A 26630-nucleotide genomic window follows, 5' to 3' on the forward strand; every position below is an offset into this window, starting at 1 on the left:
TTGGTGGCGTGGTCAGGAAGCCGCGGCGAGCGGCGGCGCGATCACTTGGGGCGCCTCGGGCGTCTGTGTCGTCGTCGTCGCGAGCTGGAAGCGGATGCCGTGCACGGAGACGGTCAGCGGGATGCCGCGGAAATCGTCGTGGAAGGCGCGGATCCGGCGTGCCAGCTCACCGGGGCTGATGCCGGCGGGAAGCTCGCACATGTCGCGGTACATCTGCCTTGTACTTTTGACGCCGCACCAAGCGATCTCCAGCTCGGCCAGCGGCGCCGGATTGCAGGCGAGATCGCGCGACATCCGCCAGAACAGATGGGCCAGCCGCACATAGGCGATCTGCTCAAGCCCGCGCACGCCGATCTTGTCGGGAATGATGAAGGACTCGACCCCGACGACGGGACCGGAATCGACGCGCGCGGCCATCACATGGGCCGTCGCGCCGAAGCTGCGCGCGCCGTCATAGAGCGCGAAATGCGCCGGCGCCCAGCCGGGATATTGCGGCGGGCCGGGGTGAAAATTATAGGCGCCGTGGCCGAGCGCCGTCAGAATGCTCTCCGGCACGATGACGCTGGTGGTGAAGGCGAGCAGCCGGGCTTCGCGCAACACCTCGGGCTCGATCGCGGCCAGTTCCTCAGCCGTCACCGCGCAGCGGAACGACAGCGCCGGGTTGTGCGCCTTCAACAGTTCGGTGAGCGCGAATTGCTGGTCGGCGACGCCGGTGAGAAGGATGATGGTCTTCATGATGCGGGTGTCCTTCTCTTGTTCGTTCTTTCCGTCCGTCAGCCGCGCTGCCCGGCCATGATGACGACGCTGCCGGCATCGCGGGATTGGCCTACGGTGCGGAACAGATCGGTCGGCAGCGTCTGCCACGGCGCGATCTCGATGATCCGGTTGTTGGCGCTCTTGGCTGCCGATTTCGCCGCGCGGATGTCGTCCTGCCAGGGGCAGAGCGCGAGTTCGAGCCGGCCGAAGCCGCCGCAATCGGCGGCGAATGCGCCGGTGACGGCCTCGATGCTGGCGGCCATCTCGCGCGCGTCGCTGGTCGCGATATCGCGCATGATCACGGTGATCGCATCGTTCGAGGCCGCCTGCGACGTGACCACGATCATGGCATCGCGGCCGCCGCTGCGGCTGGCGCGCCGCGCGGGCCGCAGCGCGACGCCGAATTCGGCGTCGGGACCGAGATCGCTGTTGTCGGTCGGCAGGTTGTGAACGATCGTGGTATGGCGGGGCGTGCCGGCGTCCTCGGCCGGTGCGTGGTATGAGCGCGGCAGCCAGGCGGTGTCGAGCGCCATCTGCGACGACGTCAGGCTCCAGGCCTGGTCGAGCAGGTAGCCGTCCCACACCGCGGGATAGGCGGTCGCGATGCGGTGCCAGGTGCGCAGCAGCGCTTCGGCGGCAGGCGAGCGGCCGAGATAGAGGGTGCGCGCCGACATCTCCCACCGGTTCCATTTGTGGAGCGCGACGTCGCAAGCGAGGTGGGACGGCAGCAGCGGCGGCTCGCTGAGTGTTGCATCGGCTTCGATGAAGAGCAGCGGCTCGTCGTGCGCCTCCCACACCCGCAGCATGAAGGCGGACTTGTCGGATGCGCTTATGTGCGCGCCGTCCGCGGTGTCGATCGGCACGATCTCGCTCGCGATCTGGAATTCGGCAAGCTTCTCGCGCAGCGCGCGGGCATGATCGTCGCCCAGGGCGCGCGGATAGCAGGTGACCACGCGCAGCGGGGCCTCGGAGCTTGCGCCTGCCTCGGGCGCGATCAGACGCCAGTTGAGGCCGCCCCACCACATCTCGTGCGGGCCATCGTAGCTTGGTCCGACGGTGCCGAAGTCGGTCAGCTTGGATTTCAGGAAATCGAACGCCGGGTTCTCGCCGAACGGAATGACGACCGCGCTGTCGGCGCGAAGCGACCGGTAGAGCATCTCGGCGGCGGGGCCGCTCGGCGGCTCGACGACGATGATGACGCCGTCATCCCGCGCCGGCACCGAGCCGGCCTGGTGGATCGACACACGCCCGAGCCGCTCGGACAGCCATGCCAGCCGCCGGCGCTGCGCCGCGCTCATCCGGATGCCGTTCGCCGCCAGCAATTGGTCGAAATTCGTCTGCAAGCCGTCCGCTTGCGCCGTGTCAGCCGAAATCATGCCCGCACTACCCCTCGTTAACCTTCTACGGGCGGGGCGGCCAGATCAGGCGGACAAATCAGCTGCCGTTGGTTGGCGGCGCGCCGTTACCCGCGCGCCAGGACAGCGTGGCCGAGGGGGCTCGGTTGCCGTCACGGGTCTCGACCGCGAGGATGCGGTCATGGTCGAGGGCGGTCAGCGCGATCGTGTAGATCGCAACGTCGTCCTCGAAGCCGTCGACCGGGATCAGCAGCATGCCGTCTTCGCTGGTGGCGCGGAACTGACGGCCGGTCCGCTCGATGCCGGCATCGGTGAGCCGTTCCCCGGCGATCGCCGTCAGGTTCGGACTGGCCGCAGCTTTCGCCGCGCTTTCACCGTACTGGACGGTGATGCCGTGAAGCAGCCCGTTGCGGGCAAGTTTCGGCAACGGCAGCGCGATGGTCGCAACCGCCATGCGGCGCGACAGTGGGATCCGCAGCCGAAGATCACCGAGCCCGGTATGATAGACGGTGATCGCCTCCAGCGACGCCTGGCCGTCCCGCCCGAACAGGCCGACCTGCAAGGTCCCGCAGTGCGACTCGCCGAACACGTTGGCGGGCAGGCGATTGGCGCCGAACAGCGTGTAGAGATAGGCGTGCGACGGTGACAACGCGGCAAAGCTGCCGGCCAGCCACATCGGCGGCGCCGGCGCCGTGCAGGCGGCCACGAGGCCGCGGGCGCTGATGCTATCATTGATGAAGTCGGCATCGAGCAGCGGCGCGAGCGCCTGGGTGCCGAGATTGACGTCATGCTTGATGCCGCCGAGCAGCACCAGTTCGTCATCGTCGGGCAGCAGCAGCAGGCGCCCGAGCACCGCGGCGGCCCAACGCGCGGCGACTATCGGGTCCGCGTCGGGCTGCAATGCATAGCGCGGCGCCAGCTCGCGGGCGCGCGATGCATAGGCGATCGTCCCGGACTGCACCTCGGTCGCCAGTGCGAGCTGGGCGGCGGGGCGCTGATCGCCCTCGCGCAGCACCTCGCCGCCGCGATAGTCGCGCGCCGATCCCTCCGCCGAACAGCAGAGCTGCTCCAGCAATGCGACGTTGCGGATCAGCATGCGCTTGACGTGCGGCGTGACGATGCGATCGGAGATCAGGCCTTCCGCGCTGTCGTCATCGGCGATATCGTCGAAGGCGTCGTCAAGCGTCAGCAGATAGGCGCCGTGCAGGCGGATGCGAATGCCCTCGCGATCGAAGATGCGCCGCAGCGACTTCTGCACGCTCGCCGAATAACCGAGATCGACCAGGATCAGGTCGGTACAGTGATCGAAGTCCGGGATCCGGGCGCGCAAATAGGTGAGCAGGCGGTCGCGCACGCCGGCCGCGATATCGGTGATCTCGCGCGGGTCCATCAGATCGGGCAGGGCGTCGGCGAGTTCGCGACCGCTCGCAATGCCGTCCGGATACCGGGCAAAGAAATTCATCACCGCAGGCGGCTGCACCTTGACGATATCGACAAAGGTCGGCGCGTCGATCTTGACGACACGGCTCAGCAGCTCGATCAGCGGCTCGAGCGTATCGGCGGATCCGACCAGGCTGACACGGCGATTGATCTCGATATAGGCGCCGGTCTCGCCATGGCCGGCCTGGCTCTCGCCATGGCCTGCCTGGCTCTCGCCATGGCTGGCCTGCCAGACGCGATGCGGCAGCAGACCGTCGCGGCCGAGGAATCCGATCGCCACGCGCGCGCCCGCGCGCACCAGCGCCGCACGCCGGGCCTCGATGAAGGCGTCGAACGCCGCCATGACGGGGCCGAGCACGGTCACGCCGAGGCTGAAGGCTGGCGAATGCTCAGCGCTCCGCGCCGCCACCGCACGCCGCAGCGTACGGGCGCCGCGATCGAGTCGCGACGGCTGATCGGGACACAGCAGTTCGTACATCGCTGTTTCGCGCTGAAACTTCGAGGCCAGCGCCGCGCTGGCCTGCGGATAGTAGCGCGGGCGAATGCCGTGACGGCGCGCGCCCTTGATATCAGCGTCGTGATTGTCGCCGACATGAAACGAGCTCGCCGCATCGACGCCTTGCTCGGCGAGATAGGCCTCGAACAGCGCTTCGCTCTTGCTGCTGCCGTGATCGCAGGATGCGTAGAGGAAATCCCAGCTCAGCCCGGGACTGCAGCTGCGCAGCAGTTGCGAAAGCTGCTCGGTGCTCCAGTAGGTGTCGGAGATGAAGCCGACGCGAAAGCCGCCGCACTTCATGTCTAGATATTGCTCGAGCATTTCCGGATTGGCGCGGCACAGCTCGAGCTCGGCTTGGAATTCGATTCGCGCGAGATCCTGCAATGCGTCGCGCTTCAGGCCGAACAGCCTGAACGGAAAGTACTTATAGATATCGGCGATGCGCACTTCAGTGGAGCCGTTGCGCTCCAGCGCGAGCTTGCGCGCGCGCGCCTCAGCCTGGATTCGATGCTGAACGAAACTGACGGACATATTCGGAAATTTTTCAGCAATGCGAGAAAGCTGAAAAACCCTTTCAAATACGCCATCTGGCGCCGTGCAGGCGCGCAGCAGAAATGTATCGAAAACATCGAATGAACATGCAGAAACATTCTGCGCCCGACGCGTCGCGTCGACCGTCATGATCGTCATGCGCAAAATTCCCGCCAGTCCTCATGCGTTGAACGCGTGCATGAGACAAATCAGGCGCGTCGGTTCAAAAAAGTTGATGCGGGATTCGAAAACGCGCGCTTCGCGACTGACAGATTCAAAAAATCCGATAACGTCGAAATGGTGATTCGGAAAAAATTGCCTAGTCGCAATCGTCGAATGCAAGATGGCGACCAACGGCAATGGATCACTCGCATGCTCCGCGCATGCACGTGTTCGCGTGGCGTTAGTTGATGTGACAACAGCGTTTTCCGGCGCGACGAACTTTTCCGCGGGCATGCGAGGCGATGCTGAACGACTGCTCCATTTTCCGTAGAATTGCCGGTTGCGCCTTCGCGCGGCGGCAGCTTTTGCCGGGCGGTCGGCAAAAAGATCCAGCTAAGCGCTTGAAAAATAACGAAAAAAGTTCGCCTGGTTTGCCTGGCGCCTCCGTTCAACGCTCAGAAGCCGCATGGGATGTGTGCCAGCGGCGTTGGTTGGAGAGCGGCGGATGAGTTACGCGCTTGATGTGATGGCAGCGGTCGAGGTGGAGGCCACGACGGTCGCGGCTGCGCCGGTCGAAGCGGCGGCTCCCTGGAGCAACGTCCCCACGGTTGCCGATGCGGGCCCGCTCGACACCGTCGAGATCCAGGACGAGGACAAGGAACTGCTCGACCGCCTCGCCGCCGGCGACGAGGCGGCGTTTCGTGCTCTGGTCGAACGCCATGTCGATCGCGCCTACGCGATCGCGCTGCGCATCGTCGGTAACGCGGCCGACGCCGAAGACGTGGTGCAGGACACGATGCTCAAGGTGTGGACGCATCGCGGCCGCTGGCAGCACGGCCGTGCCAAGTTCTCGACCTGGCTCTATCGCGTCGTCAGCAACCGTTGCATCGATCTGCGCCGCAAGCCGCGCACCGAGAACGTCGATGTCGTGCCCGAGGTCGCCGACACGCAGCTCGACGCCTCGACCGTCATCGAGCGCAACGAAATCGGCAATCTTCTGGAGCTCGCGATGCAGCGCCTGCCGGAGCAGCAGCGCGTCGCGGTGATCCTCTCCTACCACGAGAACATGAGCAACGGCGAGATCGCCGACGTGATGGACACGACCGTCGCGGCGGTCGAATCGCTCTTGAAGCGCGGGCGGCAACAGCTGCGCGAGATGCTCAAGCGGCACGAGCGGGACCTGCGCGGCGCGTTTACCGACTGCTAACCATAAATTTCGGCTTCTGAAGATTTCGCGCCTGACCACCGGCGGCCGACCCGTTTGATCGGGCGGACGGGGGCTGGATCCGCGTCACCTCTCTTCTTCCCGATGCGGCATGCCATGCCCCATCATCACAGGAGCTACTCATGCCCGCAATTTCCACCAACACCGCCGCGAACTCCGCGGTCCGTTACCTCAACATCAACTCGCAGCAGGAAACCAGCGCGCTGTCGAAGCTGTCGAGCGGCTCGCGCATCACCTCGGCTTCCGACGACGCCGCCGGCCTCGCGATCTCGACCCGCATCTCTTCCGACATCACGACGCTGCAGCAGGCCGCCACCAACGCGGCGCAGGCGACCTCGATCCTGCAGACCGCCGACGGCGGCGCCTCCAACATCTCGGACATCCTGGCCCGCATGAAGTCGCTGGCTTCGGAGTCCGCGTCCGGCACCGTGGCTGACTCCAGCCGCGCCTACATCAACTCGGAATTCACGCAGCTCAAGGGCGAAATCGACTCGATCGCCAGCGGCACCCGCTACAGCAGCCAGAGCTTGCTCGACGGTTCGAGCGTGTTCTCCTCGGGCGTCTCGGTGCTGGTCGGCTCGACCTCGGCCGACACCATCACGATCACCTTGACCAGCCTGACGGCGTCCTCGCTCGGCGTCACCTCGCTCGACGTCTCGAGCCTCTCGACCGCCACCAGCGCGATGTCGGCGCTCGACAGCGCGATCGACACCGTGTCGTCCGCCCGCGCCGAGATCGGTGCCCAGGAATCGCGCTTCAACTTCAGCGCCGACTCGATCTCGACCCAGACCCAGAACCTGCAGTCCGCCAACTCGGCGATCAAGGACGTCGATATCGCCGCCGAGCAGGCGACGCTGTCCTCGGCCGAAGTGAAGACCCAGGCCGCGGTTTCGGCGGAAACGGCGGCGAACCAGATGCCGCAGTACCTGCTGAAGCTGCTCGGCTAATTCGACAGACAGATCGGGCCGGCATGATGCCGGCCCGATTCCTATTGCGGCGGAAGTGTCGACATGACGGTTAGCAGCGCCACCTCGAGCAGCACATCCAGCACGACGTCGCCCAGTTCTGCCAGCACGGTGACAACCACCGGCACGACCAATTCGACCAGTATCGATTGGGATGCCCTGATCGAAGCCGAGGTCAACGCCAAGCTCACGCAGGCGACCACGATCACGACGTCGATCACCGCCAACCAGGCCAAGATCACCGCCTACCAATCGCTGCAGACGGAATTGTCGACGCTGGCCACCGGGCTGTCGTCGCTCAGCACCTCGATCATCAATTCGATCGCGACCAACGCATTTGCCACGCGCTCGGCGACGATTTCGTCGACCGGCGACGTCAGCGCCTCCTCGGCGCTCAACTTGAGCGTCAACAGCGGCTCGGCGACCGGCGATCATACGCTCCAGATCAGCCAGCTGGCGACCGCGCAGAAAGTGATCGGCTCCACGCAGTCGAGCTCGTCGACGGCGCTGGGCCTCGCCGGCACGTTCTCGCTCGGCTTGGCCGGCGGCACCAGCACGGCGATCTCGATTACCAGCGGCATGTCGATGCAGGATGTCGTCGACACCATCAATGCGCAGACCTCGACCACCAATGTCCAGGCCTCGATCGTCCAGGTCTCGAGCGGGTCCTACGAGATGGTGCTGACCGGGACCCAGGACGCTGCCGACATCACCTATTCGTCGACGTCGGGCGACGATATCCTGAACAAGCTCGGCGTCACCGACACGTCGGGGGCCTTCACCGACGTGCTGCAGAAGTCGCAGTCCGCGCAGTTCACGCTCGATGGCATCGCGCTCACCCGCAATACCAACGATATCTCCGACGTTCTGACCGGCGTCACCTTCGACCTGCTGCAGCCGACGCCGAGCGGCACCAGCCTGAACATCAGCATCCAGACCGACACCAGCCAGATCACGAGTGCGTTGCAGACCTTCGTCACCAACTACAACGCGTTTCGCGATCAGGTGATCGCGCAGTCCGCGCAGAATTCCGACGGCACCGCCGCATCGACCGCAGTGCTGTTCGGCGACAGCACGATGCGCGATATCATGACCCAGCTCCAGCAGGTGCTGAGCGGGACCGTGAACGGCATGACGATGGCCGATCTCGGCCTGTCCTTCAACGAGAACAACGAGCTGCAGCTCGATACGGGTACGCTGTCGACGGTGCTGACGCAAAATCTGGCCGGTGTGACCAAACTGCTGTCGGCGCAGACCACCACCTCGTCCAGCCAGCTCAGCGTGGTCAATACCGGCACGTCCCCGCAATCCTTCACGCTCGACGTGACCGTGGATTCGACCGGCACGCTGAGCGGGGCCTCGGTCGGCGGCGACAGCTCCGGCTTTTCGATTGTCGGCAACTCCATTATCGGCAACGCGGGCACGATCTATGCCGGCATGGCATTCACCTATACCGGCTCGACCTCGCAATCGATCACCGTGTCGTCGACCTCCGGTCTTGCGACGCAGATCTATCAACTCGCGCAGACCAATTCCGGGACCAGCGGTCAGCTGCAAACCTTGATCACCAATTTGCAGTCGCGCGACACCGAGCTGCAATCCCAGGTCAATGACATTCAGAGCAATGCAGCGACGTTCAAGGCGCAGCTGCAGCTTCAATACGCCAACTATCAGGCCGCCATCGAAAGCGCGAACAACACGCTGGGCTACCTGAGTGCCCTCCTGAACGCATCATCGAGTAAATAATGACCCAGAATGCCACGGCCTACCTCGCCAACAATGCCTATCGATCCGCCGCGGTGGCGGTGCCGCCGTTGAAGGCGGTGGTGATGCTGTGCGATGGCGCCATCACCTTCCTGCAGAAGGCGCTGGATGCGCACGAGGCGAAGCGCTTCGAGGAAGGGCACGCCTATCTGACGCGGGCGACCGCGATCCTGCGCGGACTGAGCCACCATCTCGACGTCACCCGCGGCGGCGCGATGGCCGATCGCCTGTTCCGGACCTACAATGCCCTGATCATGGCATGCCTGCGCTCCTACGGCCGGCCGCACGCCAGGGAGAATTTCCGGCGCATCATCGCCAGCCTGACTGAGCTTCGCGACGCCTGGACATATGTCGAGGCGACCGCCGGCAAGGCGGCCAAGGCCAAGACGCTCGACAAGACGCTCGAATCGGCCGCCGGCCGCTGAGCGGGCGAATCGGCCGGCGAACCGGTTTCGCCGGGAGGGGGCAGGGCGCCAGGGCGGGCGTCCTGTTGGGGAAAAAGGCCGCCCGGTGAGCACCATGCTGGACCTGACGGACCGGCGGCGGAAATTGATTTCCGCCGTCCCGCGAATGCTTTATGACAGCCTTGGCGACGAGGCTGGATCTGCGCGCGGGATGGACGTTGCGACATTCGAAGACCTGATCGACCGGCTGGGGGAGGATCTGTCCCGCTGGCCCGATGATCAGCGTCTTGCCGCCGTCCAACTGCTGGCCTCCTCGGCCGAGGCGCGGACGCTCTATGAAGAGGCCAGCGCGGTGCGGCGGGCCCTTGCGGCACCGCCGGTTCGCGCACCCAAGGGGCTTGTCGACCGCATCACGGCCGCAGCGGCGAAACTGCCCCAACAGGCGCCTCCCGAGCCGGCTTCGGAGCCGGCTGCGCCCGAAGACCAGCCAAACGATGCGCAAGCTGCGGGCGAATCCGCGCCGCAAGGCAAGGTGCTGCCCGCGCTGTTGCTGGCGCTGTGCCTGTTGCCCGCGCTGACGCCGCCGGCATTGCTGTTCGGCGAGCCGGATCTGCCGATCAACCTTTCGCTCTAGGCTCTCTGCGTTTGCCCGATGACGACGCCGCGCGTTTCCGTGGCGGGTCGCTGGCGACCCTTTGCGAGCTCTGAGGAGCGCCTTATGGCCGTTGGCCGATCGGCAAATTCTGCCGATTAATCAAGTGATTCCACCGAGATGAATCCGCGCCTGAATTCGGCGCGTCATCCGTTTTATCTGCGAACGACTTCACGACCCCAATGTTCCAACGCGTTCCGTCGCACTGACCCGCGACGAAGAGAGCCTTGTCATGACCGTTTCCTCGGCAACCTCTGCTGCAACCTCCGCCGCCTCGAGTTCATCGTCGAGCTCATCGTCGACCGCGTCGATGGGAATGAGCTCGACCGATTTCCTCAATTTGCTGGTCAGCGAGCTGCAGAACCAGGACCCGCTGAATGCCACCAGCACGACCGACTTCATCAATCAGCTCACCTCCTACGCCAACTTCACCGAGCAGCAGTCGACCAACGCCAGCATGACGTCGCTGGCGAGCTCGTTCTCGAGCCTCGTGACGCTCAACTCGGTCAACTACATCGGTCACACCGTCGAGGCGAAGACGAATACGGCGGAGCTGACCAACGGCTCGGCGACGTTCGGCTACTCGCTGACCTCGGCCGCGTCCAACGTCGCGATCACGATCCAGGACTCCTCGGGCAACACGGTATGGAGCGGCAAGGGGACCGGAAACGCCGGCTCCAACAGCTTCACCTGGAACGGCCAGACCACGAACGGCACGCAGCTCAGCAATGGCGGCCAGTACACCATCCAGGTGACCGCGACCGACTCCGCCGGCAATTCGCTGCTCAGCTACACCACGATGACGGGAACGGTGACCGGGATCGATGCCTCCGGCTCGACGCCGTCGCTGCTCGTGAACGGCGTCTCGGTCAGCGCCGCCAACATCATCGGCGTCACGTCCTGATTGCTTCCGGAGTATTATCATGAGTCTCACTGGTGCACTTTCCTCGGCGATCTCGGCGCTCAATGCGCAGAGCCAGTCGCTGGCAATGATTTCCGACAACATCTCCAACGCCGACACCACCGGTTACAAGACCACGTCGGCGATGTTCGAGGATCTGGTGACGGCGTCGAACAGCGCCACCTCGTACACGTCCGGCGGCGTCACGGTGTCCGGCCGCGCCAATATCACCCAGCAGGGCTTGCTGGCCGCGACGACCAACGCCACCGACGTTGCGATCCAGGGCAGCGGCTTCTTTGTCACCACCAACGCGACGACCGGCGGCACGACTTCCTATACGCGCAACGGTGCGTTCACCACCGACAATCTGGGTTACCTCGTCAACAACGGCAATTACCTCGAAGGCTGGCGTACCGACGCCGACGGCAACATCATCGGCAATGCCTCTGCCGCGAGCCTTGGGCCGATCAATACCCAGGTGGCCTCCACCAGCGGCAGCGCCACCACCAAGACCACGGTCGCGGCGAACCTGCCGGCCGATGCCGCCGTCGGCGCGACCTTCAACAGCTCGATGACGGTCTACGATTCGCTGGGTACGGCGAGCACGATCCAGATCGACTGGAAGAAGACCGCCGACAATACCTGGCAGGCCAGCTTCGAGCAGCCCAAGCTCGCGTCGGACTCCACCACGGCAAGTGCCAACGCGATCACTGATACGGTGGATATCACCTTCAATGCCGACGGCTCGCTCGCCTCGACAAACCCGAGCCCGCCGACCATCTCGATCACCGGATGGAAGGACGGCGCAGCCGACAGCTCCACCGCCAACGGTACCGCCATCACGCTCAATCTCGGTACGGCCGGCAAGACCGATGGCCTCACACAGTATTCGTCGGGCCAGACCACGCCAGCCGTCGATCTCACCAGCATCACCTCGGACGGTCTGCCGTACGGCAAGCTGAGCAGCATCGCGATCGGAAAGGGCGGCGTGGTCGACGCCACCTACTCCAACGGTCAGACCATCGCGATCTACAAGATTGCGGTTGCGACCTTCAGCGACCCTAACGGATTGAGCGCGGCCAGCGACGGCATGTATTCCGCGACGGCGGCCTCCGGCAACGCCACGCTGCAGACCTCGGGCAGCAACGGCGCCGGGACGATCTACGGCAGCGAGCTGGAATCGAGCACCACCGACACCAGCGGCCAGTTCTCCAACATGATCTCGGCGCAGCAGGCCTATTCGGCGGCGTCGCAGGTGATCACCACCGTCGACAAGATGTTCGATACGCTGATCTCCGCGGTGTCGCGATGATGACCGACAACAACAATGACCGCCTGCTGGTCAGGCTTCGGCGGCTGAAGGCGAAGGCCGCTGCGGTCCAGCCGAACGACCGGGCGCAGCTCATCGCTTTGCTCGACGATATCGGAACATTGCGCGACTTGCTGATGCGCGAATGCGCGCGGCTCGACCAGGAATTCAACCGGGCCACCGCCCGGATAACCGCGATCGCCGCATACGGGCGCAGCGCACAATCGGTTCGCGACCTGCGCCGCGGACACTAGCTTGAACGGGAGTGATGACATGACACCGGAACGCAACATCAAGATCAATCCCGCGGGCAATGACGAACGCGCCAGGTCGTTGATCGCATTGATCGACAATCTGATCGCGATCGTGAACGAGGAGAACGTCGAGCTCGCCAAGGGCCTGCCGGCCTCGCGGCTGAAGCAGGTCGATGAGAAGAACCGCCTCGCCATCCTGTTCGAGCAGTGCGTGGCCGAGGCGGTCGGCAAGGCCGCCAATCTCAACGTCCAGGACCGCGCGCTGCGCGAGCAGCTGATGGACCGGATCCTGAAGCTTAGGGTCGCAATGGACGAGAACGTGATGCGGCTGCGCGCGGCGATCGATGCCAGCAACCGCCGGATCGAGGCGATCATGCAGGCGATCCGCGAGCAGATCGCCAACGTATCGCCTTATGGGGCCGGCGGCCGTCGCGTTACGCCCGCGATGTCCTATGGCACCAACGTGCGGGCCTGATCGGGCCAGCGCCGGAGGGAGTAGGCCGTGTCGTCGCTCGATATCGCACGAAGCATCGCATTCAGCGGGCTGTCAGCCACGCAGGTGCAGATCAGCATAGCCTCGGCCAACATCTCCAATGCCGACACCAAGGGCTATACCGAGAAGACCGCAAACCAGAGCAGCAGCGTTACCGCTGGTGTCGGCACCGGCGTCACGATCACGGGGATTACCAGCTCGGTCGACAAGCTGCTGCTGAAGTCTCTGGTCAGCGCCGATTCCGATCTCGGTGCCGCCGACACCAACAACAACTATCTGACCGAGCTTCAGCAGCTCTATGGCTCGACCTCGAGCTCGGACAGCTCGACGACAGGCACCTCGCTGGCGAACACGATCGCGGCTTTCGAGTCGGCGTTGTCGTCGCTGGCGAGCACGCCGAGCAGCGCGTCGTTGCAGGCGAACGCCGTCAGTGCGCTGAACGCGGTCACCGACCAGCTGCAGCAGACCTCGAGCGGGATCCAGAAGCTGCGCTCCAACGCCGACCAGGACATCGCGTCGTCGGTCACCGACATCAATTCCGATCTGCAGCAGATCTCGGACCTCAACAAGCAGATCAAGCAGGAAGCCGCCGCAGGCCAGCCGACCGCCGATCTCGAGGACCAGCGCAACAGCGCGTTGCAGGACCTCGCATCGCAAATGAACGTGAGCTACTTCACCAACTCGAGCGGCGACGTGCAGGTCTATACCGGCTCGGGACAGGCCCTGGTCGACAGCACGGCGCATCCATTGAGCTACACGCCGGCGTCCAGTGTCACGGCGGCGACGACCTACGCCGCGGGATCGGCGACGAGCGGCTTCAGCGCGATCACCGTCAACGGGGTCGACATCACCTCGCAGATCACGTCCGGCAAGGTCAGTGCACTGATCACGTTGCGCGACCAGACGCTGCCGGCCGCGCAGTCGCAGCTCGACGAGCTCGCTCAGCAGCTGACCGCGACCGTCAACGCCGTCTCCAACCAGGGCACATCGTTGCCGCCGCCGGCGACCTTGACCGGAACCGCGACCGTGAGCAATTCGACGCCGTTGTCGGCGACTGGCACGGTGCGGATTGCGGTTACGGACAAGAGCGGCAATCTGGTGTCCTACAAGGATCTCGATCTCGCGTCCGATACCACGGTCAGCGCGCTCGTCAACGATATCAACAGCAAGGTGCCCGGCGTCACGGCTTCGCTCGATGCCAACGGACATTTGACGATCTCGGCGAACGGCTCCGGTTACGGCGTCGCCATCAACGAGATGACGAGCTCGGTCGGCAGTCCAGCCGAGGGATTTTCGGACTATTTCGGGCTCAACGACCTGATCACCGGGACCAGCGCCTCCGATATCGCGGTGCGCAGCGACATCCTCAACGGCACGTCGGCGCTGCCGACCGCGACGCTCGGTGCGTCATCGACGCTGACGACCGGAAACTCGGTGCTGTCGCCCGGCTCGGCGACGGTGATCAACGCGCTCTCGAGCGCCCTGACGGGATCGACCAATTTCGCGATGGCGGGCGGGCTCGGCGCCACCACCGGCTCGTTCACCGACTATGCGGCTGCGATCGTCGCCAACGTCGCCGGCAAGGCGACCCAGGCGTCGTCGACCTACACGGCCAAGCAGACGGCGCAGTCGACCTATGCGAATTCGCTGTCGTCGCAATCCGGCGTCAACATCGACCAGGAAAGCGCCAATCTAAGTGCCTTGCAGAACAAATACGCCGCCGCGTCCCAGATCATCACGGCCATCAACGCCATGTTCTCGGCGCTGATGACCGCGATGACCGCAAGCTGAGTGTGAGACCGTCGTCATGTTGATGCGTGTTGCCACCTTCGCGCAGTCGGACCAGATGATCACGAGCGCGCTGCGGCTGCAGGCGGCGATGGCCAACGAGCAGGTGCAGGAATCTTCCGGGATGCAATCGGAGGATTTCGGCGGCTACGGATCCGGCGCCGGGCGCGTGATCAATCTGCAGGTCTCGGTGACGCGCGCCCAGTCCTATATCGACGCCGCCAATCTCGCCGACAACAAGGTGCAGGCGATGTATTCGGCGGTCGGCTCGGTGACCGACATCATCACCCAGCTGCGCACCCAGCTCAGCGCGGCCACCACCGGGAGCAGCACGGCGACGGCATCGGTGATCAACTATGCCCAGCAGGCCATGGCGCAGATGCAGGGACTGCTCAACACCCAGTATGACGGCGAATACGTCTTCAGCGGAGCCCGCACCGACACCGCCCCGGTGGACATGTCGACCTTCGGCACCGGCACCGGCTCGCTGACGACATCGGACACCAGCTACTACAAGGGCGACAGCGAGATCGCGACCGTGCGCGTCTCCGACAGCCAGTCGGTGTCCTATGGCGTCACCGCGGATAATCCGGCGTTCGAGCAGGTCATGCGGCTGTTGAAATATGTCGGCAACAGCTCGAGCCTGTCGTCGAGCGATATCTCGCAGGCGCTCGACCTCGCCAGCACCGCGCTGGATGCGACGTCGACGGTGCAGGCCAAGCTCTCGACCGCGGCGTCGCAGATCGAGACCGGCAGCACCGACCAGAGCGACTACCAGAACTTCGCCAAGACCCTGTCGACGGACCTCACCAGCGTCGACGTCGCCGCGGTGACGGCGCAGCTGTCGACCTATCAGGCCCAGCTGACGGCGTCCTATTCGGCGATCTCCAAGATCCAGAGCATGAACCTGGCGAGCTACCTGCGGTAGTCGCCGGCATCACCGGTTCAGGATCTTCAGCCAGACATCGCCGAGGACGATCGGCTCGCGCGGCGCGAGCCAGGTGAGGCCGGCGGCCTTGCCGAGCTCGGCGATGGCGCCCTTGGCTTGCAGATCGGCGAGCGCCTTGTTGACGGCCTCCAGCAGCGCCTTGTCGGTGTCGAGCGCGACGTAACCGCGGTTGGCGCCGATCGGATAGTAATAGCCGGAGGCGGCGATCTTGGTGTCCGGATGCTCGGCGCGGTAGGCGTCGAAGCGGCGCAGGTCGAGCAGCGTGGCGTCGTATTCGCCGCGCTCGAGTTCGCCCAGCAGGTCGCTGCGGCCGGGAACCAGGTGGGTGATGTCCTCGATCAGCCTGCCCTTGTCGAACGTCATCAGGATGGCATCGCCGAGCGTGCCGCTTTCGATCGTCAGGCGAAGGCCGGCGAGGTCGCCGATATCGGTGATCTTGCGCTGTTTCGCTTTCGGCCCGAGCACGACGGTCATCGGCGAATAGATGTAGGGCTGGCTCGGCACCAGCACCCCGATCGGAATCCGCCGGCGGCGATCGTCGCGCGTCGCGCCGTCGAAGTCCGGCAGCTTGGCGGTCGTGACGCCGGGCACCTTCAGCGAGTCGGTGGTGAGGGCGTAGCCGCCGACCAGCGCGCAGCGGCCGTCCGACAGCAGCGCGTTGGCTTCGAGCGCCGGGCTCGAATCCTCGTCGAGCTTGCTCTCGAACCACTGGATCTTGAGCGGCCGCCCGAGCCGCTCGGCAACCGCTTGCGCGAGCGCGACGTCGAAGCCGGCATCCGGCTTGCCGCGATGATGCGCCGATAGCGGCGGCAGATCCTCGTCGAGGCACACCTTGAGCGGCGCGTCGCCGGCATGTGCCGCCGCCGTCATCGCAAGCAGCAGGGCTGCCGCTGTGCCCGCGAGGATTGCTCTCATTGCGGCCTCCGGGTCACCAGGAAGGCCCAGACGTCGGCGATCTCCTGCTCGCTCAGGATGTCGAGCCAGGGCGGCATCTTGCCGTTCTTGCCTTGCTTCACGGTGGTCACGAAGCGCGTCTTGTCGTCGGGAAATGCGCGCAAATCCGGCGTGATGGTTCCGGAATTGACCATGTTGGGTCCATGGCAATGCGAGCAATTCTTGGCGTAGATGACCTTGCCCTGGTCGGCCTGACCCTCAAGGTCGATTGCACTGGGTTGCTGTGCGGCCGCCGGGATCAATATGATCAAGGTCGCCGCGACGGCGGCGAAGATCGCCGCCGTCAACAGGGATACGCGTTCAGTCACGTGTGCTCCGCGCTCAGTTCTTGACCGCGAAAACCCACAGCGAGCCGCCGGGTGGCACCTTGGCAAGCCGCTCGTCGCCGGAGAACAGCGAATAGACGCCGCCATAGCCCGAGGTGACGGCGACATACTGCACGCCGTCCTGCTGCCAGGTGATGGGTTGTCCTTCGATGCCCGAGCCGGTCTGGAATTGCCAGAGCTTCTTGCCGGTGTCGGCGTCGAACGCCTCGAATTCGCCGGTCAGCTGACCGGAGAACACCACGCCGCCGGCCGTGGAGAGCACGCCGGAGAAGCGCGGAATGTCGCTCGGCGCTTCCCACTTCGCTTTGCCGGTCATCGGATCGATCGCCTTGAGATGGCCGCGCGGTCCGGTGCCCCATTCCCAGGGATCGGTGAGGTCCATGCCGAGATACCATTCGCCCTGCTTGAACGTCACCGGCTCGGCCTTGTAGTGGCCGCCGAAGGCGAGCGTGTTGGCATAGGCGAGGCCGGTCTGCGGATTGAACGACATCGGCTCCCAGTTCTTGCCGCCGAGGATCGATGGGTAGACCGTGACCTTCTTGCCGTCACGCGCATCCTTGGAGACGTCGGTCTCGATCGGGCGGCCGGTCTTCATGTCGATGCCGGTGGCCCAGTTGACGTTCACATAGGGATTGGCCGCGAGCAGCTTGCCGTTGGTGCGATCGAGCACGTAGAAGAAGCCATTGCGGTTGGCATCCATCAGCACCTTGGTCGGCTTGCCCTCGACGTTCATGTCGGCGAGGACCATCTCGGCCACCGAGTCATAGTCGAACGGATTGTTCGGCGAGAACTGGTAGTGCCACTTGATCTTGCCGGTCTTCGGGTCGAGTGCGAGCACCGAGCAGGTGTAGAGGTTGTCGCCGGGACGCACCGCCGAGTTGAACGGGCCCGGATTGCCGATGCCCCAATACACCGTGTTCAGTTCGGCATCATAGGAGCCGGTGATCCAGGTCGAGCCGCCGCCCAGCTTCCAGGTGTCGCCCTTCCAGGTGTCGCCACCGGGCTCGTCCGGGGTCGGGATCGAGTAGGTCCGCCAGAGTTGCTTGCCGGTGGCCGGATCCCAGCCGTCGATGAAGCCGCGGGTGCCGAATTCGGCGCCCGAGATGCCGGTGATCACGACGCCGTCGGCGACCAAGGGCGCCACCGTCATCGAGTAGCCTTCCTTGATGTCGGCGGCCTTCTGGCGCCACAGCTCCTTGCCGGTCTTGGCATCGAGCGCGATCACATTGGCGTCGAGGGTGGTGCGGAACACCTTGCCGTCATACAGCGCGGCGCCGCGATTGATGATGCCGCAGCAGACGATCCGCGGTGTCTCGGCGGGATACTCGACCTTGGTCTTCCAGATCTGCTTGCCGGTCTTGGCGTCGACCGCAATCGTCGCGTTGTGCGTCGTGACGTAAAGGACGCCCTGGTAGACGAGCGGCTGCGATTCCTCGCTGCGGTCGTCGTTCAAACTGTAATTCCAGACCGGCACCAGATTCTTGACGGTGTCCTTGTTGATCTGGTTCAGCGTCGAAAAGCGCTGAAGATTGTAACCCATTCCATAATTGAGAACGTTCGAAGTATCGGTCGCCCCTTTGACCAACTGCTCGTTGGTCTGGGCGCTTGCACCATACGATGCAAGAATCACGAGGCTTGCGGCCAGCGCAATGCGTCTCATCCTATCCTCCCAATGAACCTTTTTCTGCACGCCTATTCCTGACGTTGCGGGCGGAACCATCCGCCTGAAACCAAAACGGGTCAATACGAAAACGTGAACGAACCCCAGCCAAGCTCGGGAGGCTGGTTGAGCTCGTCAGGTTTTTCGCAAATGCGTCCGTGGCTTACCGTCGTGTGGAATACTCAACACCAGGCGGGACCGTCGCTATGTCGCAGTGCGAAGCGTTCGATCAGCTTGACGGCGCATGCGGACACGCACTCGGCCGCGGCTTGGTGCCGCGCTTGTCCGGCGGCACATTGCAGTTGTCGATGCGCTGCTCGTCGGTCCATTTGCGCCCGAGCCGCTCCTTGCCGGTGAGGGTGCGATGCTGGACCGCATCCATTGTCGGGGCGGGGGCCGCGTTCTGCGCGGACACCGGCGCGATCAGGATCAGTGCGACGAGTGAGCCCAATGTGGTCCTGTCAATCTCGCTCATGGGTCGCCTCGCTGATCCCCGGTGCAATGCAATCTGCCGAATGCCAGACATGATCCGTGAGACAATCGCTTTCCACCCGAAACCCGACACGGTCTGCCGCCTCCTTGACGGGTAGGCAGCTTCGTCGGAACTGCTATGGTGGGTTCGACGCAGGGCAGGCTCCGTTTCTTGTCTTGACGGGAGTTTCGGCAGGAGCGGCTCTCAAAGGAGACCTATGATGATTTCGCGCCGATCGCTTGCTTTGAGTTTGGCCATGGCCGCCCTCGCGGGTCCCGCTTTGGCGGCATCCGGCAGTCGCAACGCGCTGAAGATGCTCGACCCCGACAATGACGGCACGGTCGATCTTGCCGAAGCGAAGAAGGCTGCCGCCGATTTGTTCGCGAAGCTCGATCCCGATCATGACGGCACGCTCGACGTGCGCGAGTTGCACGGACGGCTCACCGCGAAAGAACTCAAGATGGCTGATCCGGATCACGACGGCACCTTGACGCTCGACGAATACCTCGCGGTGGTCGAGCAGCGCTTCAAGGCCGCCGATCCCGACAGTGACGGAACGCTGGACGCGAAAGAGCTGAAGTCGCGGGCCGGCCGGGCCCTGCTGCGTCTGCTTAAATAGCCGCGTTGCCGGCGAGTCCGGCTGGGCGGATCCCGGATATCGATGCTGGATTCCGCGCATAACAAAAAAAGTTGCGATTTCGCTCTTGGGCAAGACCGGCGCGGCGCAATCGGGTTTGCTTATCGATGCGCCGCTGCCCGGCAGCCGGAAAATGCCTGACAGATCAGTGTCGGGATTTCCCGGCCGTCTCAAGGCCGGGCAGGCGTCAGCGAGCCGTCGTCCGTGTCGGCATGTCCAGCAGCGAAGTCGGGTTCCGACCAGCCCAGCTTGCGCCCTGGAAAAGCCAGTCTTAGTTTGCCGCGCGGCGCGAGGCTTGCGCCAACTTTACCTTGGGAGAAGGAAATGGCCTGGAAAACACCGAAGATCGTCGAAGTGCCGGTGGGCATGGAAATCAACATGTACGCCTGCGCAGCGCGCAAGTAACATCACCTGACGACCTGCCGCGGCTTCGATGGCATACGCCGTCGAGGCCGTGGCAGTGTCGGCGGGTCTTTCGATCCCCGGGCGCCTGTCGAACAGACCGCGCCGGCGCGCAAAGCTGGTCTGAACCGGCTTCGGCGATCCCGCCAACAAGAAATCGCTCAACCGTCATTGCCCGATCGCGCTGCCAATGCCTGGTCCGCGCGGTTCGCTGCTTGTGTAGCGAAACCGGGTCCAGCTCGTCACGCGCCTTGCACGTGTTCAGGCGCGGCTCTTGAAGCGCGCATATCGAAGCGCGAGGGTCGGCAGCACCAGCAGACTAAGCGCCATCGAGGTCATCAGGCCCCCCAGGATCACGATCGCCATCGGGCCCTCGATCTCGCGTCCCGGTTCTCCCGCGCCGATCGCCAGCGGCAGCAATCCGAGGCCGGTCACGAGCGACGTCATCAGGATCGGGACGAGCCGATCGGCTGCGCCCTCGATCACGGTATCCAGTCCCCACACACGACCGTCGACCAGCACGAGGTGCTCATAGTGCGAGATCATGAGGATCGAGTTGCGCAGCGTGATTCCGAACAGCGTGACGAAGCCGACCATCGATCCCAGTGAAAGCAGGCCGCCGGTCAGCGCCAATGCGAACACGCCGCCGACAAAGGCGAACGGCAGGTTGATCAGGACCAGCAACAAATTTCGCCAATGGCCGGTCACCATCGCGAGCAGAACGACGATGCCTGTCCCGGCCAGCAAGGAGTTGACGATGAGATCGTGCCGCGACCGGGCCTGAGCCTCGGCCGCCCCGGCAAATTCCACACGGGCGCCGGGCGGCAGCGTGACCTCGCGAGCCAGCTTGCGTTTGGCGGCGGCCACGAAGGATTCGAGATCGCGTCCGCTGACGTTGGCCGTCACGGTCTGAACGCGCTGCGCATTGAGATGCTGGATCTGATAGCGGCCCGACGTCTCGTAGACGTCGGCGATCTGCTTCAGCTGAATGTAGGCGCCGCTCGGCGTGCGCACCGGCAGGTCACCGATCTGGGTGAGCCGGGCGCGGTCGTACGCGTCGAGGATCACGATGACATTGAAGACGGCATTGCCTTCGTAGCCCTGGCCGACGACGTCGCCCTGATAGGCGGTCCGAATCAGTTCGAGCACTTCGACCGCATCGAGCCCCCAGCGTTGCAGGTCGGTCGGGCGCAGCGTCACATTGACCTGCGGCATACCCGATGGGGTTCGTTGCTGGACGTCGGCGGCACCGCCGACTTCATCCAGTTCTCGCGCGGCGTCGCGTGCCGCGCGCTCGAGCGCATCGAGATCGGGTCCGTAGATGTTGACCACCACCGCCGCGCTGAAGCCGGAGACGGTCTCCTCGACGCGTTCCGTCAGGTAGGTCTTGCTCGAGAAGGAAACCCCGGGGAAGTCGGCAAGCGCGGTTCTGATGCGCGCTTCTGCCGCGGATTGTGCCTTGCCCGAGAGCCCCGGCTCCAGGTCGACCTCGAACTCGCTGGAATGCGGACCGACCGTGTCGATGCCGGCTTCGGCCCGGCCGGCATGCTGCGCCACCCGGCGTACACCCGGGATTTTCAGCAGCGTATCCGTCATCAGCTTGCCGATGCGAAGCGATTCGTCGAGCGAGGTGCCGGGAATCGCGGAGACGTGCAGGATCAGATGGCCTTCCCGCAGATCCGGCAGGAACGTCCCGCCGAAGAAAGGCAGCATCGCCGCGCCGGCGATCGTCAAAGCGGCGGCTGACGTCATCACCAGCTTCGGGTAACGGCCGATACGGCGCAGCAAGGCCTGGTAGTAGCGACGAGACCACCGCACCGCAGGCGGTTCATGCAGGCGCCGTTCGCCGGTCTTCCCGACGAGGAGCAGCATGGAGAGCGCCGGCGTCACCGTAAGCGCGACCGCGAGCGAGGCGAGCACGGCGAAGATGTAGGCGATGCCCAGCGGGCCGAACAGGCGGCCGGCAATGCCGGGGAGCGTCAGGATCGGGAGGAAGACCAGCAGCACCGCAAATGTCGCATAGGCAACGGCGGTACGCACTTCGAGGAAGGCGTCGAGCACGACGCGAACCTCGGATCTCGGCACCGTTGCCCGGCGGTTTTCACGCAAGCGGCGCACGACATTCTCGACGCCGATCACGGCGTCATCGACGACTTCGCCGATCGCGATTGCAAGGCCGCCCAGCGTCATGGTGTTGAGCGTTTCACCCATCCATTGCAGCGCGAGCACGGCCGCGATCAACGACAGGGGGATGGCCGTGCAGCTGATGATCGAGGTGCGCCAGTCGAACAGAAATAGAAAGAGAACGACGACCACGAGCACGCCGCCGATCAACAGGGCGTTGAGCACGTTCTCGGTCGCCGCGTCGATGAAATTGGCAGGGCGGAAGATGTCCGCCTGGAGTCGAACTCCGTCGGCTTCAAGGCCCGGTCGCAGCTCTTGCAGCGCGGCTTCGGTGCGCGTGGTGACCTCTCGTGTATTGGCGCCGTATTGCTGGCTCACCATGAGCATGATGCCCGGCACGCCGTCGATCAGGGCGGCCCCGATCGGCGGCTCGGGCGCGGTCACGACGGTCGCAACGTCGCCGAGAACCACGCTAGCACCGCCTTCGTGCAGAAGCACGGTGCGGGCCAGCTGCTCGGGCGTCAGAGACTGGCCCTGGGTTTGCAGCGTGATGCGCTGATTGGCGGTATCGATGAAGCCGGCGCCCCGCACGCCGGTGGCCTTGCGCGCAGCGGCCAGTACATCATTCAGGCCGACCTTGAACCGGATCAGGTCGTCGGGGCGGACCTGCACTTGCAGAGACCTGACATCCTTGCCGTAGGTGGCGACCTGGGCGACGCCCGGTACGGCCAGAAGCCGTCTTGATACGGTCCAGTCCGCAATGGTGCGCAGATCCATCAGCGAGCGCTTGTCGGACGTCAGGCCGATGACCAGCACCGTGCCGGCCAGCGGGGTCAAGGGCGTCATCGACGGCGGCTGCACGCCCTGCGGGAGCCGCGCGGCCACCACGGCAAGGCGCTCCGTCACCAATTGCCGCGCCCGGTAGATATCGCTACCCGGCTGGAAGACGACCGTCACCACCGAGAGGCCCTGGATCGACGACGAGCGCAGGCTTTCGACGCCGGCCAGGCCGTTGATCGACGTTTCGATCGGTTGGGTGACCAGAAGCTCGACATGCTCCGGGCTGAGGCCGGGGGCTTCGGTCTGGATCGTAACCTGAGGCGGAGCGAATTCGGGGAAGACGCCGTATTTGGCTTCGCCGAGCGCGAACAGGCCATAGCCCAGCAGCGCCAACGACAACGCGAGCACGATGCCGCGGAAGCGGATGGCGAACGCGACAAGAGCGGCTTGCGGGCCTGACCTGCTGGCGCCGATGCCGTCAGTCATTGTCATCGCCGCCCCGAAGCTGGCTCTTGGCCTCCTCGGACAGCAAGACCTGCGCGCCCCGCATCACGATTTCGGATCCCGACGGGATGTCCCGGACGACGTAGTCATCATCCGAGACCGGCTGATCGGTGCTGATCGGAAGCCGCCGGAAGCTGTCGGAGCTCACGCGCAGGTAAACCCAGGATCGGCCCTGCCATCGCACGATCGCGGTATCTTCGATGAACACGCCCTCATACGTGTTGCCGGATGGCACATAGACTGTCGTGTTCATGCCGGGCAACAGGCCGCTGTCGCCCGGCGCCGAGAAGAAATAACTCAGTCCCTGAACGCGGGGGTCGGTGCGTGTTGCCGGCGAGACGTACTGAAGATCGATATTCGCATTTCGTGTCGGCGCCTGCGCCAGAGCCGTTCCAGGAGTCCCGGTGACGCTCACGCCGGGCGGCAGCGTCACCTGGACCAGAAACTGATCGCGTTCGATCAGCCTGACAACGGCGGGCGAGCGCTCGACGATGCCGCGGCCGATCACCGGCCCCCATTCCTGCTGCGCCGTCGCCGCCAGCGTCCGGAGCTGCGATTCCGCGGCGGCAAGCGCGGCCTTGTCGGTCCGCAACGTTCCCTCCGCAGTTTCGGCTTCCTTTCTCGGCAGCGCGGCGGAGTCGACCAGGTTCTTGGTCCGGTCGAACGCGCTCTTCGCGACTTCGAGCTTGGCCTGCGCGGTCTGGAGCTGCGCCTGTGCGTTGGCGTAGCTGTTGGTGAGCTCGGTGATGCGGGAGATGTCCAGCACGGCGCCGTATGCGTGGAATTGCTCGGGATGCGGAGCGGCTTCCAGAACCGCGGTTTCGAGTCCGATCTGTCCCTGCTGGCTGGGCGTCAGCTTGACCACGGCCTGGTCGCTGTTTGCGGTGCGGGAGGGCTCGGTACGGCCCGAATCCGATTTATCCGGTTGGGGCTCCGCAGCAGCACGCCGGACTTGACCCGTGAGAGGCCAAGCGCCTGCGGCGAGCGCCAGCAAGCACACAGCGATCGCGGCGCCACGCCAGAAGGTTTCCGTAAGAGCCATCAGCCTGTTAGCAGTTGTGAGGAACCAGCTTATTGACGAAATGAACTGGCGGCAAGGCGCCGGTCTTACGGCTGCCGGCTCGGACCAGGTCGACGTTCTAGCGGGGCCGTGACCGCCTGGTTCCGCTCGATCTCGCACGGCGTTGAAACTTCCGGCTGCTGCGGGCGTAGCGCTTATGTTATCTTTTGACGACGCCCGCGAGGTTTCATGCATGAACCCGATTGATCTGATTGTCACTGTATGTGCCGTGCTGTCGCCCGCCACCTGCGAGGAGCAGCATCTGGTGTTCAACTGGAGCGGCTCGCTGCAGCAATGCGCCATGGCCGCGCCGCCGTACATCGCGCAATGGGTCGGCGAACATCCGAAATGGACTGCGGTGCGATGGCGCTGCGAATATCCGCACACCAATGATCGTGCGAGCACGGGCGGCGAACCGCCGGCCGGTTAGCTCCTTATTTGTTGCAATCCCTGAGATCCTTGTCGGAGACCGAAAACACGGCGTCCGCCTTGATCTCGATGTCGCGGGCGACGCACTGCTTGCCGCCGCTGTAGCCGACCCTGGCATCGTAGCGGCCAGGCTCCACGCCGGTAATGCGCAGGCGCTCGTCGTGGTCGACTTCCTTGTCCTTGTCGTTCAGCGTCTGGTTGGGGCCCCACTCATTCTTGCCGGCCGGCGACAGCTCGAAGCTCGAGATCGTCGCGCTGGTCAGATTCCACAACCGAATGCCCTTGCCCTTGCTTTGGGCGAGCACGGTTGCCGGCAGCACCAGCAACGCAACACCAACAGCGATCAACGCGCGCGACATCCGATCTCTCCCTACCGCTTTCGTCCAAGGATGACGGCGTCTCACATATTTGCAAGGTCCAACTGTGAGAGCTGCCGCTTGATTTCGCCGATCTCGGCCTCGCCGCGCACAGCGCGCGGCGCGGCGATGGTTTCGACGTGAAGGATCCGCGCCGGCCGCGGCGATAGGAAGAACAGGCGGTCGCCGAGGCGGACGGCATCGTCGAGATCGTGGGTGACCAGCAGCGTCATCATCTTCCGGCTGGCCACCAGCGTGGCGATCTGGTCGCGCAGCCGCCCCGCCAGCGCATTGTCGAGCGAGGCCAGCGGCTCGTCGAGGATCAGGAAATCCGGTTCGATGGCGAAGGCGCGCGCCAGCGCGACGCGGCGCGCGAGGCCGAGCGACAACTCGCCGGGAAAGTGGTTGCTGTGCGCGCCCAGTTCGAGCACTTCGAACAGCGCGGATAGCGTGTCGGCATCGACATCAGGTGCAGCGAGCCGCACGTTCTCCTCGACGGTGCGCCAGGGCAATAGCCTCGGCTCCTGGAACACCATGCCAAGGCGCATGCCGGGCGAGCGCGTGACGTGGCCCTGGTAGTTGCCATCGAGTCCGGCGAAAATCCGGAGCAGGGTGCTCTTGCCGCAGCCGGATGGGCCGAACAGCACGCCAACCTCGCCGGCGTTCAAGGTGAAGGTGATGGTGTCGAGCACGTCGTGCCGCTTGCCGGCTGCGCTCGCAAAACTCTTGCCTGAAATATTGACCTCAAGCTGCACGGAGCCGCCACCGGGTTAGCCTGGTTTCAAACGGCTGCACCATCAGGGTCTCGATGATGAGCACGACGCCGGCAAAGCTCAGCGAATAGGCGAGCAGCAGGGGAATGTCGAACAGCTGGAAGGCGACACCGATCTCGAAGCCGACGCCGTTGGGGCGGCCGAGATATTCGGCGACCAGCACGATCTTCCAGACCAGCGAGAGCCCGGAGCGCGCCGCCGCCGCGATATAGGGTGCAAGCTGCGGCAGGACCACATGCCGGAAGGCGCGGCCGCGCGGAATGGCGAAGGCGGTCGCCATCTCGTCGAGCGCGGGATCGAGCGCGCGGGCGCCCTCGCGGAGCGTGACGACGGCGGTCGGCAGCTTGTTGATGGCGATCGCCGCGATCGCCGCGACCTCGGTCAAGCCGGCCCAGATATAGGCCAGCACGATGACGACGAGCGCCGGCAAATTGAGCAGAAGGATCAGCCAGGGATCGCCGAGGCGATTGGCGAGCGAGACGCGGCCCATCAGATAGCCGATCGCCGAGCCGAGTGCCATTGCAAGCGTGAAGGCCAGCGCGACACGGGCGAGCGTTGCGCCGAGATTGACGAACAACGCCCCCGATCGTGCCTCGGCTGCGAGCACCGACAGCACCGCCGGTGGGGCCGGCAGCTTGGCATCGCCGATCACGAGCGAGGCAATCCACCAGGTCGCGATGAACAGTGCGAAGGACAATAGACGCAGCAC

The 26630-nt window shown here is 64.7% G+C and carries 26 protein-coding genes; 14 read left to right on the forward strand and 12 right to left on the reverse strand.

What is annotated here, in order from left to right; translation table 11 throughout:
* Nucleotides 1-12: 12 nt before the first annotated feature.
* Genes ACVW17_RS20180 through ACVW17_RS20190 form a run of 3 tightly spaced genes read right to left on the reverse strand, consistent with a single transcriptional unit; the run spans nucleotide 13 to nucleotide 4578 of the window.
* Complete coding sequence (locus ACVW17_RS20180) at nucleotides 13-738, reverse strand: formyltransferase family protein (protein WP_456756479.1); 726 nt, start codon at nucleotides 736-738, stop codon at nucleotides 13-15.
* A 35-nt stretch (nucleotides 739-773) separates the two neighbouring features.
* Nucleotides 774-2132, reverse strand: coding sequence for a hypothetical protein (locus tag ACVW17_RS20185; RefSeq protein WP_456753499.1), 1359 nt, complete (start codon nucleotides 2130-2132; stop codon nucleotides 774-776).
* 58 nt (nucleotides 2133-2190) lie between these two features.
* Nucleotides 2191-4578 (reverse strand): hypothetical protein, encoded by a 2388-nt coding sequence (locus tag ACVW17_RS20190; RefSeq protein WP_456753500.1) that lies wholly within the window; start codon nucleotides 4576-4578, stop codon nucleotides 2191-2193.
* 667 nt (nucleotides 4579-5245) lie between these two features.
* On the opposite strand from ACVW17_RS20190, the gene ACVW17_RS20195 reads away from it, so the two are divergent.
* The 11 genes from ACVW17_RS20195 to ACVW17_RS20245 all read left to right on the forward strand — a co-directional run bounded on the left by ACVW17_RS20195 (nucleotide 5246) and on the right by ACVW17_RS20245 (nucleotide 15423).
* On the forward strand, nucleotides 5246-5947 hold the full coding sequence (locus tag ACVW17_RS20195) for an RNA polymerase sigma factor (protein WP_456753501.1): 702 nt from the start codon (nucleotides 5246-5248) through the stop codon (nucleotides 5945-5947).
* A gap of 140 nt (nucleotides 5948-6087) precedes the next feature.
* On the forward strand, nucleotides 6088-6912 hold the full coding sequence (locus tag ACVW17_RS20200; protein ID WP_212016051.1) for a flagellin: 825 nt from the start codon (nucleotides 6088-6090) through the stop codon (nucleotides 6910-6912).
* A 63-nt stretch (nucleotides 6913-6975) separates the two neighbouring features.
* Nucleotides 6976-8676 carry a flagellar filament capping protein FliD gene (fliD, locus tag ACVW17_RS20205; protein WP_456753502.1) on the forward strand — a complete coding sequence of 567 codons (1701 nt, stop codon included), beginning with the start codon at nucleotides 6976-6978 and terminating at the stop codon, nucleotides 8674-8676.
* Nucleotides 8676-9119 (forward strand): flagellar export chaperone FliS, encoded by a 444-nt coding sequence (locus tag ACVW17_RS20210; RefSeq protein WP_456753503.1) that lies wholly within the window; start codon nucleotides 8676-8678, stop codon nucleotides 9117-9119. The genes fliD and ACVW17_RS20210 overlap by 1 nt, the downstream gene beginning before the upstream one ends.
* Before the next feature lie 94 nt (nucleotides 9120-9213).
* Nucleotides 9214-9732, forward strand: coding sequence for a hypothetical protein (locus tag ACVW17_RS20215; protein WP_456753504.1), 519 nt, complete (start codon nucleotides 9214-9216; stop codon nucleotides 9730-9732).
* A 250-nt stretch (nucleotides 9733-9982) separates the two neighbouring features.
* Nucleotides 9983-10654 (forward strand): flagellar hook assembly protein FlgD, encoded by a 672-nt coding sequence (locus ACVW17_RS20220; RefSeq protein WP_456753505.1) that lies wholly within the window; start codon nucleotides 9983-9985, stop codon nucleotides 10652-10654.
* Nucleotides 10655-10673: 19 nt separating this feature from the next.
* Nucleotides 10674-11963, forward strand: a complete 1290-nt coding sequence (gene flgE, locus ACVW17_RS20225) for a flagellar hook protein FlgE (protein WP_456753506.1) — start codon at nucleotides 10674-10676, stop codon at nucleotides 11961-11963.
* A complete protein-coding gene (locus ACVW17_RS20230; protein ID WP_456753507.1) occupies nucleotides 11963-12214 on the forward strand; it encodes a hypothetical protein in 252 nt (83 codons plus the stop codon). The genes flgE and ACVW17_RS20230 overlap by 1 nt, the downstream gene beginning before the upstream one ends.
* A gap of 19 nt (nucleotides 12215-12233) precedes the next feature.
* Nucleotides 12234-12689, forward strand: coding sequence for a flagellar protein FlgN (locus ACVW17_RS20235; RefSeq protein ID WP_456753508.1), 456 nt, complete (start codon nucleotides 12234-12236; stop codon nucleotides 12687-12689).
* Between the two features lie 27 nt (nucleotides 12690-12716).
* Nucleotides 12717-14498, forward strand: a complete 1782-nt coding sequence (flgK, locus tag ACVW17_RS20240) for a flagellar hook-associated protein FlgK (protein ID WP_456753509.1) — start codon at nucleotides 12717-12719, stop codon at nucleotides 14496-14498.
* 16 nt (nucleotides 14499-14514) lie between these two features.
* Entirely contained in the window at nucleotides 14515-15423 is a 909-nt protein-coding gene (locus tag ACVW17_RS20245; RefSeq protein WP_456753510.1) for a flagellin, read from the forward strand.
* 9 nt (nucleotides 15424-15432) lie between these two features.
* Here ACVW17_RS20245 and ACVW17_RS20250 read toward each other — a convergent pair whose 3' ends face one another.
* The 4 genes from ACVW17_RS20250 to ACVW17_RS20265 all read right to left on the reverse strand — a co-directional run bounded on the left by ACVW17_RS20250 (nucleotide 15433) and on the right by ACVW17_RS20265 (nucleotide 18859).
* Entirely contained in the window at nucleotides 15433-16359 is a 927-nt protein-coding gene (locus ACVW17_RS20250; protein WP_456753511.1) for a substrate-binding periplasmic protein, read from the reverse strand.
* Nucleotides 16356-16706 carry a c-type cytochrome gene (locus tag ACVW17_RS20255; protein ID WP_456753512.1) on the reverse strand — a complete coding sequence of 117 codons (351 nt, stop codon included), beginning with the start codon at nucleotides 16704-16706 and terminating at the stop codon, nucleotides 16356-16358. Before ACVW17_RS20255 ends, ACVW17_RS20250 begins: the two co-directional genes overlap by 4 nt.
* A 13-nt stretch (nucleotides 16707-16719) precedes the next feature.
* Nucleotides 16720-18384, reverse strand: coding sequence for a methanol/ethanol family PQQ-dependent dehydrogenase (locus ACVW17_RS20260; protein WP_456753513.1), 1665 nt, complete (start codon nucleotides 18382-18384; stop codon nucleotides 16720-16722).
* Between the two features lie 229 nt (nucleotides 18385-18613).
* A complete protein-coding gene (locus ACVW17_RS20265; RefSeq protein ID WP_456753514.1) occupies nucleotides 18614-18859 on the reverse strand; it encodes a hypothetical protein in 246 nt (81 codons plus the stop codon).
* Nucleotides 18860-19076: 217 nt separating this feature from the next.
* On the opposite strand from ACVW17_RS20265, the gene ACVW17_RS20270 reads away from it, so the two are divergent.
* On the forward strand, nucleotides 19077-19475 hold the full coding sequence (locus ACVW17_RS20270; RefSeq protein ID WP_456756480.1) for a calcium-binding protein: 399 nt from the start codon (nucleotides 19077-19079) through the stop codon (nucleotides 19473-19475).
* A gap of 342 nt (nucleotides 19476-19817) precedes the next feature.
* Nucleotides 19818-19898 carry a pyrroloquinoline quinone precursor peptide PqqA gene (pqqA, locus tag ACVW17_RS20275; RefSeq protein ID WP_009031067.1) on the forward strand — a complete coding sequence of 27 codons (81 nt, stop codon included), beginning with the start codon at nucleotides 19818-19820 and terminating at the stop codon, nucleotides 19896-19898.
* A gap of 258 nt (nucleotides 19899-20156) precedes the next feature.
* On the opposite strand, the gene ACVW17_RS20280 is transcribed toward pqqA, so the two are convergent.
* Together ACVW17_RS20280 and ACVW17_RS20285 are read right to left on the reverse strand one after the other, a co-directional pair.
* Nucleotides 20157-23285, reverse strand: a complete 3129-nt coding sequence (locus tag ACVW17_RS20280) for an efflux RND transporter permease subunit (RefSeq protein ID WP_456753515.1) — start codon at nucleotides 23283-23285, stop codon at nucleotides 20157-20159.
* Nucleotides 23278-24345: an efflux RND transporter periplasmic adaptor subunit gene (locus tag ACVW17_RS20285; RefSeq protein ID WP_456753516.1), complete on the reverse strand. Its 1068-nt coding sequence runs from the start codon at nucleotides 24343-24345 to the stop codon at nucleotides 23278-23280. Before ACVW17_RS20285 ends, ACVW17_RS20280 begins: the two co-directional genes overlap by 8 nt.
* Before the next feature lie 211 nt (nucleotides 24346-24556).
* Between ACVW17_RS20285 and ACVW17_RS20290 the strand changes: the two genes are divergently transcribed.
* Nucleotides 24557-24793, forward strand: a complete 237-nt coding sequence (locus tag ACVW17_RS20290) for a hypothetical protein (protein ID WP_456753517.1) — start codon at nucleotides 24557-24559, stop codon at nucleotides 24791-24793.
* A 4-nt stretch (nucleotides 24794-24797) separates the two neighbouring features.
* Here ACVW17_RS20290 and ACVW17_RS20295 read toward each other — a convergent pair whose 3' ends face one another.
* The 3 genes from ACVW17_RS20295 to ACVW17_RS20305 are packed head-to-tail and all read right to left on the reverse strand — an operon-like array spanning nucleotide 24798 to nucleotide 26630.
* On the reverse strand, nucleotides 24798-25151 hold the full coding sequence (locus tag ACVW17_RS20295) for a hypothetical protein (protein ID WP_456753518.1): 354 nt from the start codon (nucleotides 25149-25151) through the stop codon (nucleotides 24798-24800).
* 41 nt (nucleotides 25152-25192) lie between these two features.
* Complete coding sequence (locus ACVW17_RS20300; RefSeq protein WP_456753519.1) at nucleotides 25193-25903, reverse strand: ABC transporter ATP-binding protein; 711 nt, start codon at nucleotides 25901-25903, stop codon at nucleotides 25193-25195.
* A complete protein-coding gene (locus ACVW17_RS20305) occupies nucleotides 25893-26630 on the reverse strand; it encodes an ABC transporter permease (RefSeq protein ID WP_456753520.1) in 738 nt (245 codons plus the stop codon). Before ACVW17_RS20305 ends, ACVW17_RS20300 begins: the two co-directional genes overlap by 11 nt.

This window comes from Bradyrhizobium sp. USDA 4473, from assembly GCF_054063335.1.

Excerpts from the sequence above, each read along its gene's own strand:
- ACVW17_RS20265 (WP_456753514.1), bottom strand. The coding sequence starts at position 18,859 with ATGAGCGAGATTGACAGGACCACATTGGGCTCACTCGTCGCACTGATC.
- ACVW17_RS20185 (WP_456753499.1), bottom strand. The coding sequence starts at position 2,132 with ATGATTTCGGCTGACACGGCGCAAGCGGACGGCTTGCAGACGAATTTC.
- ACVW17_RS20250 (WP_456753511.1), bottom strand. The coding sequence starts at position 16,359 with ATGAGAGCAATCCTCGCGGGCACAGCGGCAGCCCTGCTGCTTGCGATG.
- flgE (WP_456753506.1), top strand. The coding sequence starts at position 10,674 with ATGAGTCTCACTGGTGCACTTTCCTCGGCGATCTCGGCGCTCAATGCG.
- fliD (WP_456753502.1), top strand. The coding sequence starts at position 6,976 with ATGACGGTTAGCAGCGCCACCTCGAGCAGCACATCCAGCACGACGTCG.
- ACVW17_RS20200 (WP_212016051.1), top strand. The coding sequence starts at position 6,088 with ATGCCCGCAATTTCCACCAACACCGCCGCGAACTCCGCGGTCCGTTAC.
- ACVW17_RS20270 (WP_456756480.1), top strand. The coding sequence starts at position 19,077 with ATGATTTCGCGCCGATCGCTTGCTTTGAGTTTGGCCATGGCCGCCCTC.
- ACVW17_RS20295 (WP_456753518.1), bottom strand. The coding sequence starts at position 25,151 with ATGTCGCGCGCGTTGATCGCTGTTGGTGTTGCGTTGCTGGTGCTGCCG.
- ACVW17_RS20230 (WP_456753507.1), top strand. The coding sequence starts at position 11,963 with ATGACCGACAACAACAATGACCGCCTGCTGGTCAGGCTTCGGCGGCTG.
- ACVW17_RS20290 (WP_456753517.1), top strand. The coding sequence starts at position 24,557 with ATGAACCCGATTGATCTGATTGTCACTGTATGTGCCGTGCTGTCGCCC.
- ACVW17_RS20190 (WP_456753500.1), bottom strand. The coding sequence starts at position 4,578 with ATGTCCGTCAGTTTCGTTCAGCATCGAATCCAGGCTGAGGCGCGCGCG.
- ACVW17_RS20235 (WP_456753508.1), top strand. The coding sequence starts at position 12,234 with ATGACACCGGAACGCAACATCAAGATCAATCCCGCGGGCAATGACGAA.
- ACVW17_RS20195 (WP_456753501.1), top strand. The coding sequence starts at position 5,246 with ATGAGTTACGCGCTTGATGTGATGGCAGCGGTCGAGGTGGAGGCCACG.
- ACVW17_RS20280 (WP_456753515.1), bottom strand. The coding sequence starts at position 23,285 with ATGACTGACGGCATCGGCGCCAGCAGGTCAGGCCCGCAAGCCGCTCTT.
- ACVW17_RS20210 (WP_456753503.1), top strand. The coding sequence starts at position 8,676 with ATGACCCAGAATGCCACGGCCTACCTCGCCAACAATGCCTATCGATCC.
- ACVW17_RS20260 (WP_456753513.1), bottom strand. The coding sequence starts at position 18,384 with ATGAGACGCATTGCGCTGGCCGCAAGCCTCGTGATTCTTGCATCGTAT.
- ACVW17_RS20215 (WP_456753504.1), top strand. The coding sequence starts at position 9,214 with ATGCTGGACCTGACGGACCGGCGGCGGAAATTGATTTCCGCCGTCCCG.
- pqqA (WP_009031067.1), top strand. The coding sequence starts at position 19,818 with ATGGCCTGGAAAACACCGAAGATCGTCGAAGTGCCGGTGGGCATGGAA.
- ACVW17_RS20220 (WP_456753505.1), top strand. The coding sequence starts at position 9,983 with ATGACCGTTTCCTCGGCAACCTCTGCTGCAACCTCCGCCGCCTCGAGT.
- ACVW17_RS20245 (WP_456753510.1), top strand. The coding sequence starts at position 14,515 with ATGTTGATGCGTGTTGCCACCTTCGCGCAGTCGGACCAGATGATCACG.
- ACVW17_RS20285 (WP_456753516.1), bottom strand. The coding sequence starts at position 24,345 with ATGGCTCTTACGGAAACCTTCTGGCGTGGCGCCGCGATCGCTGTGTGC.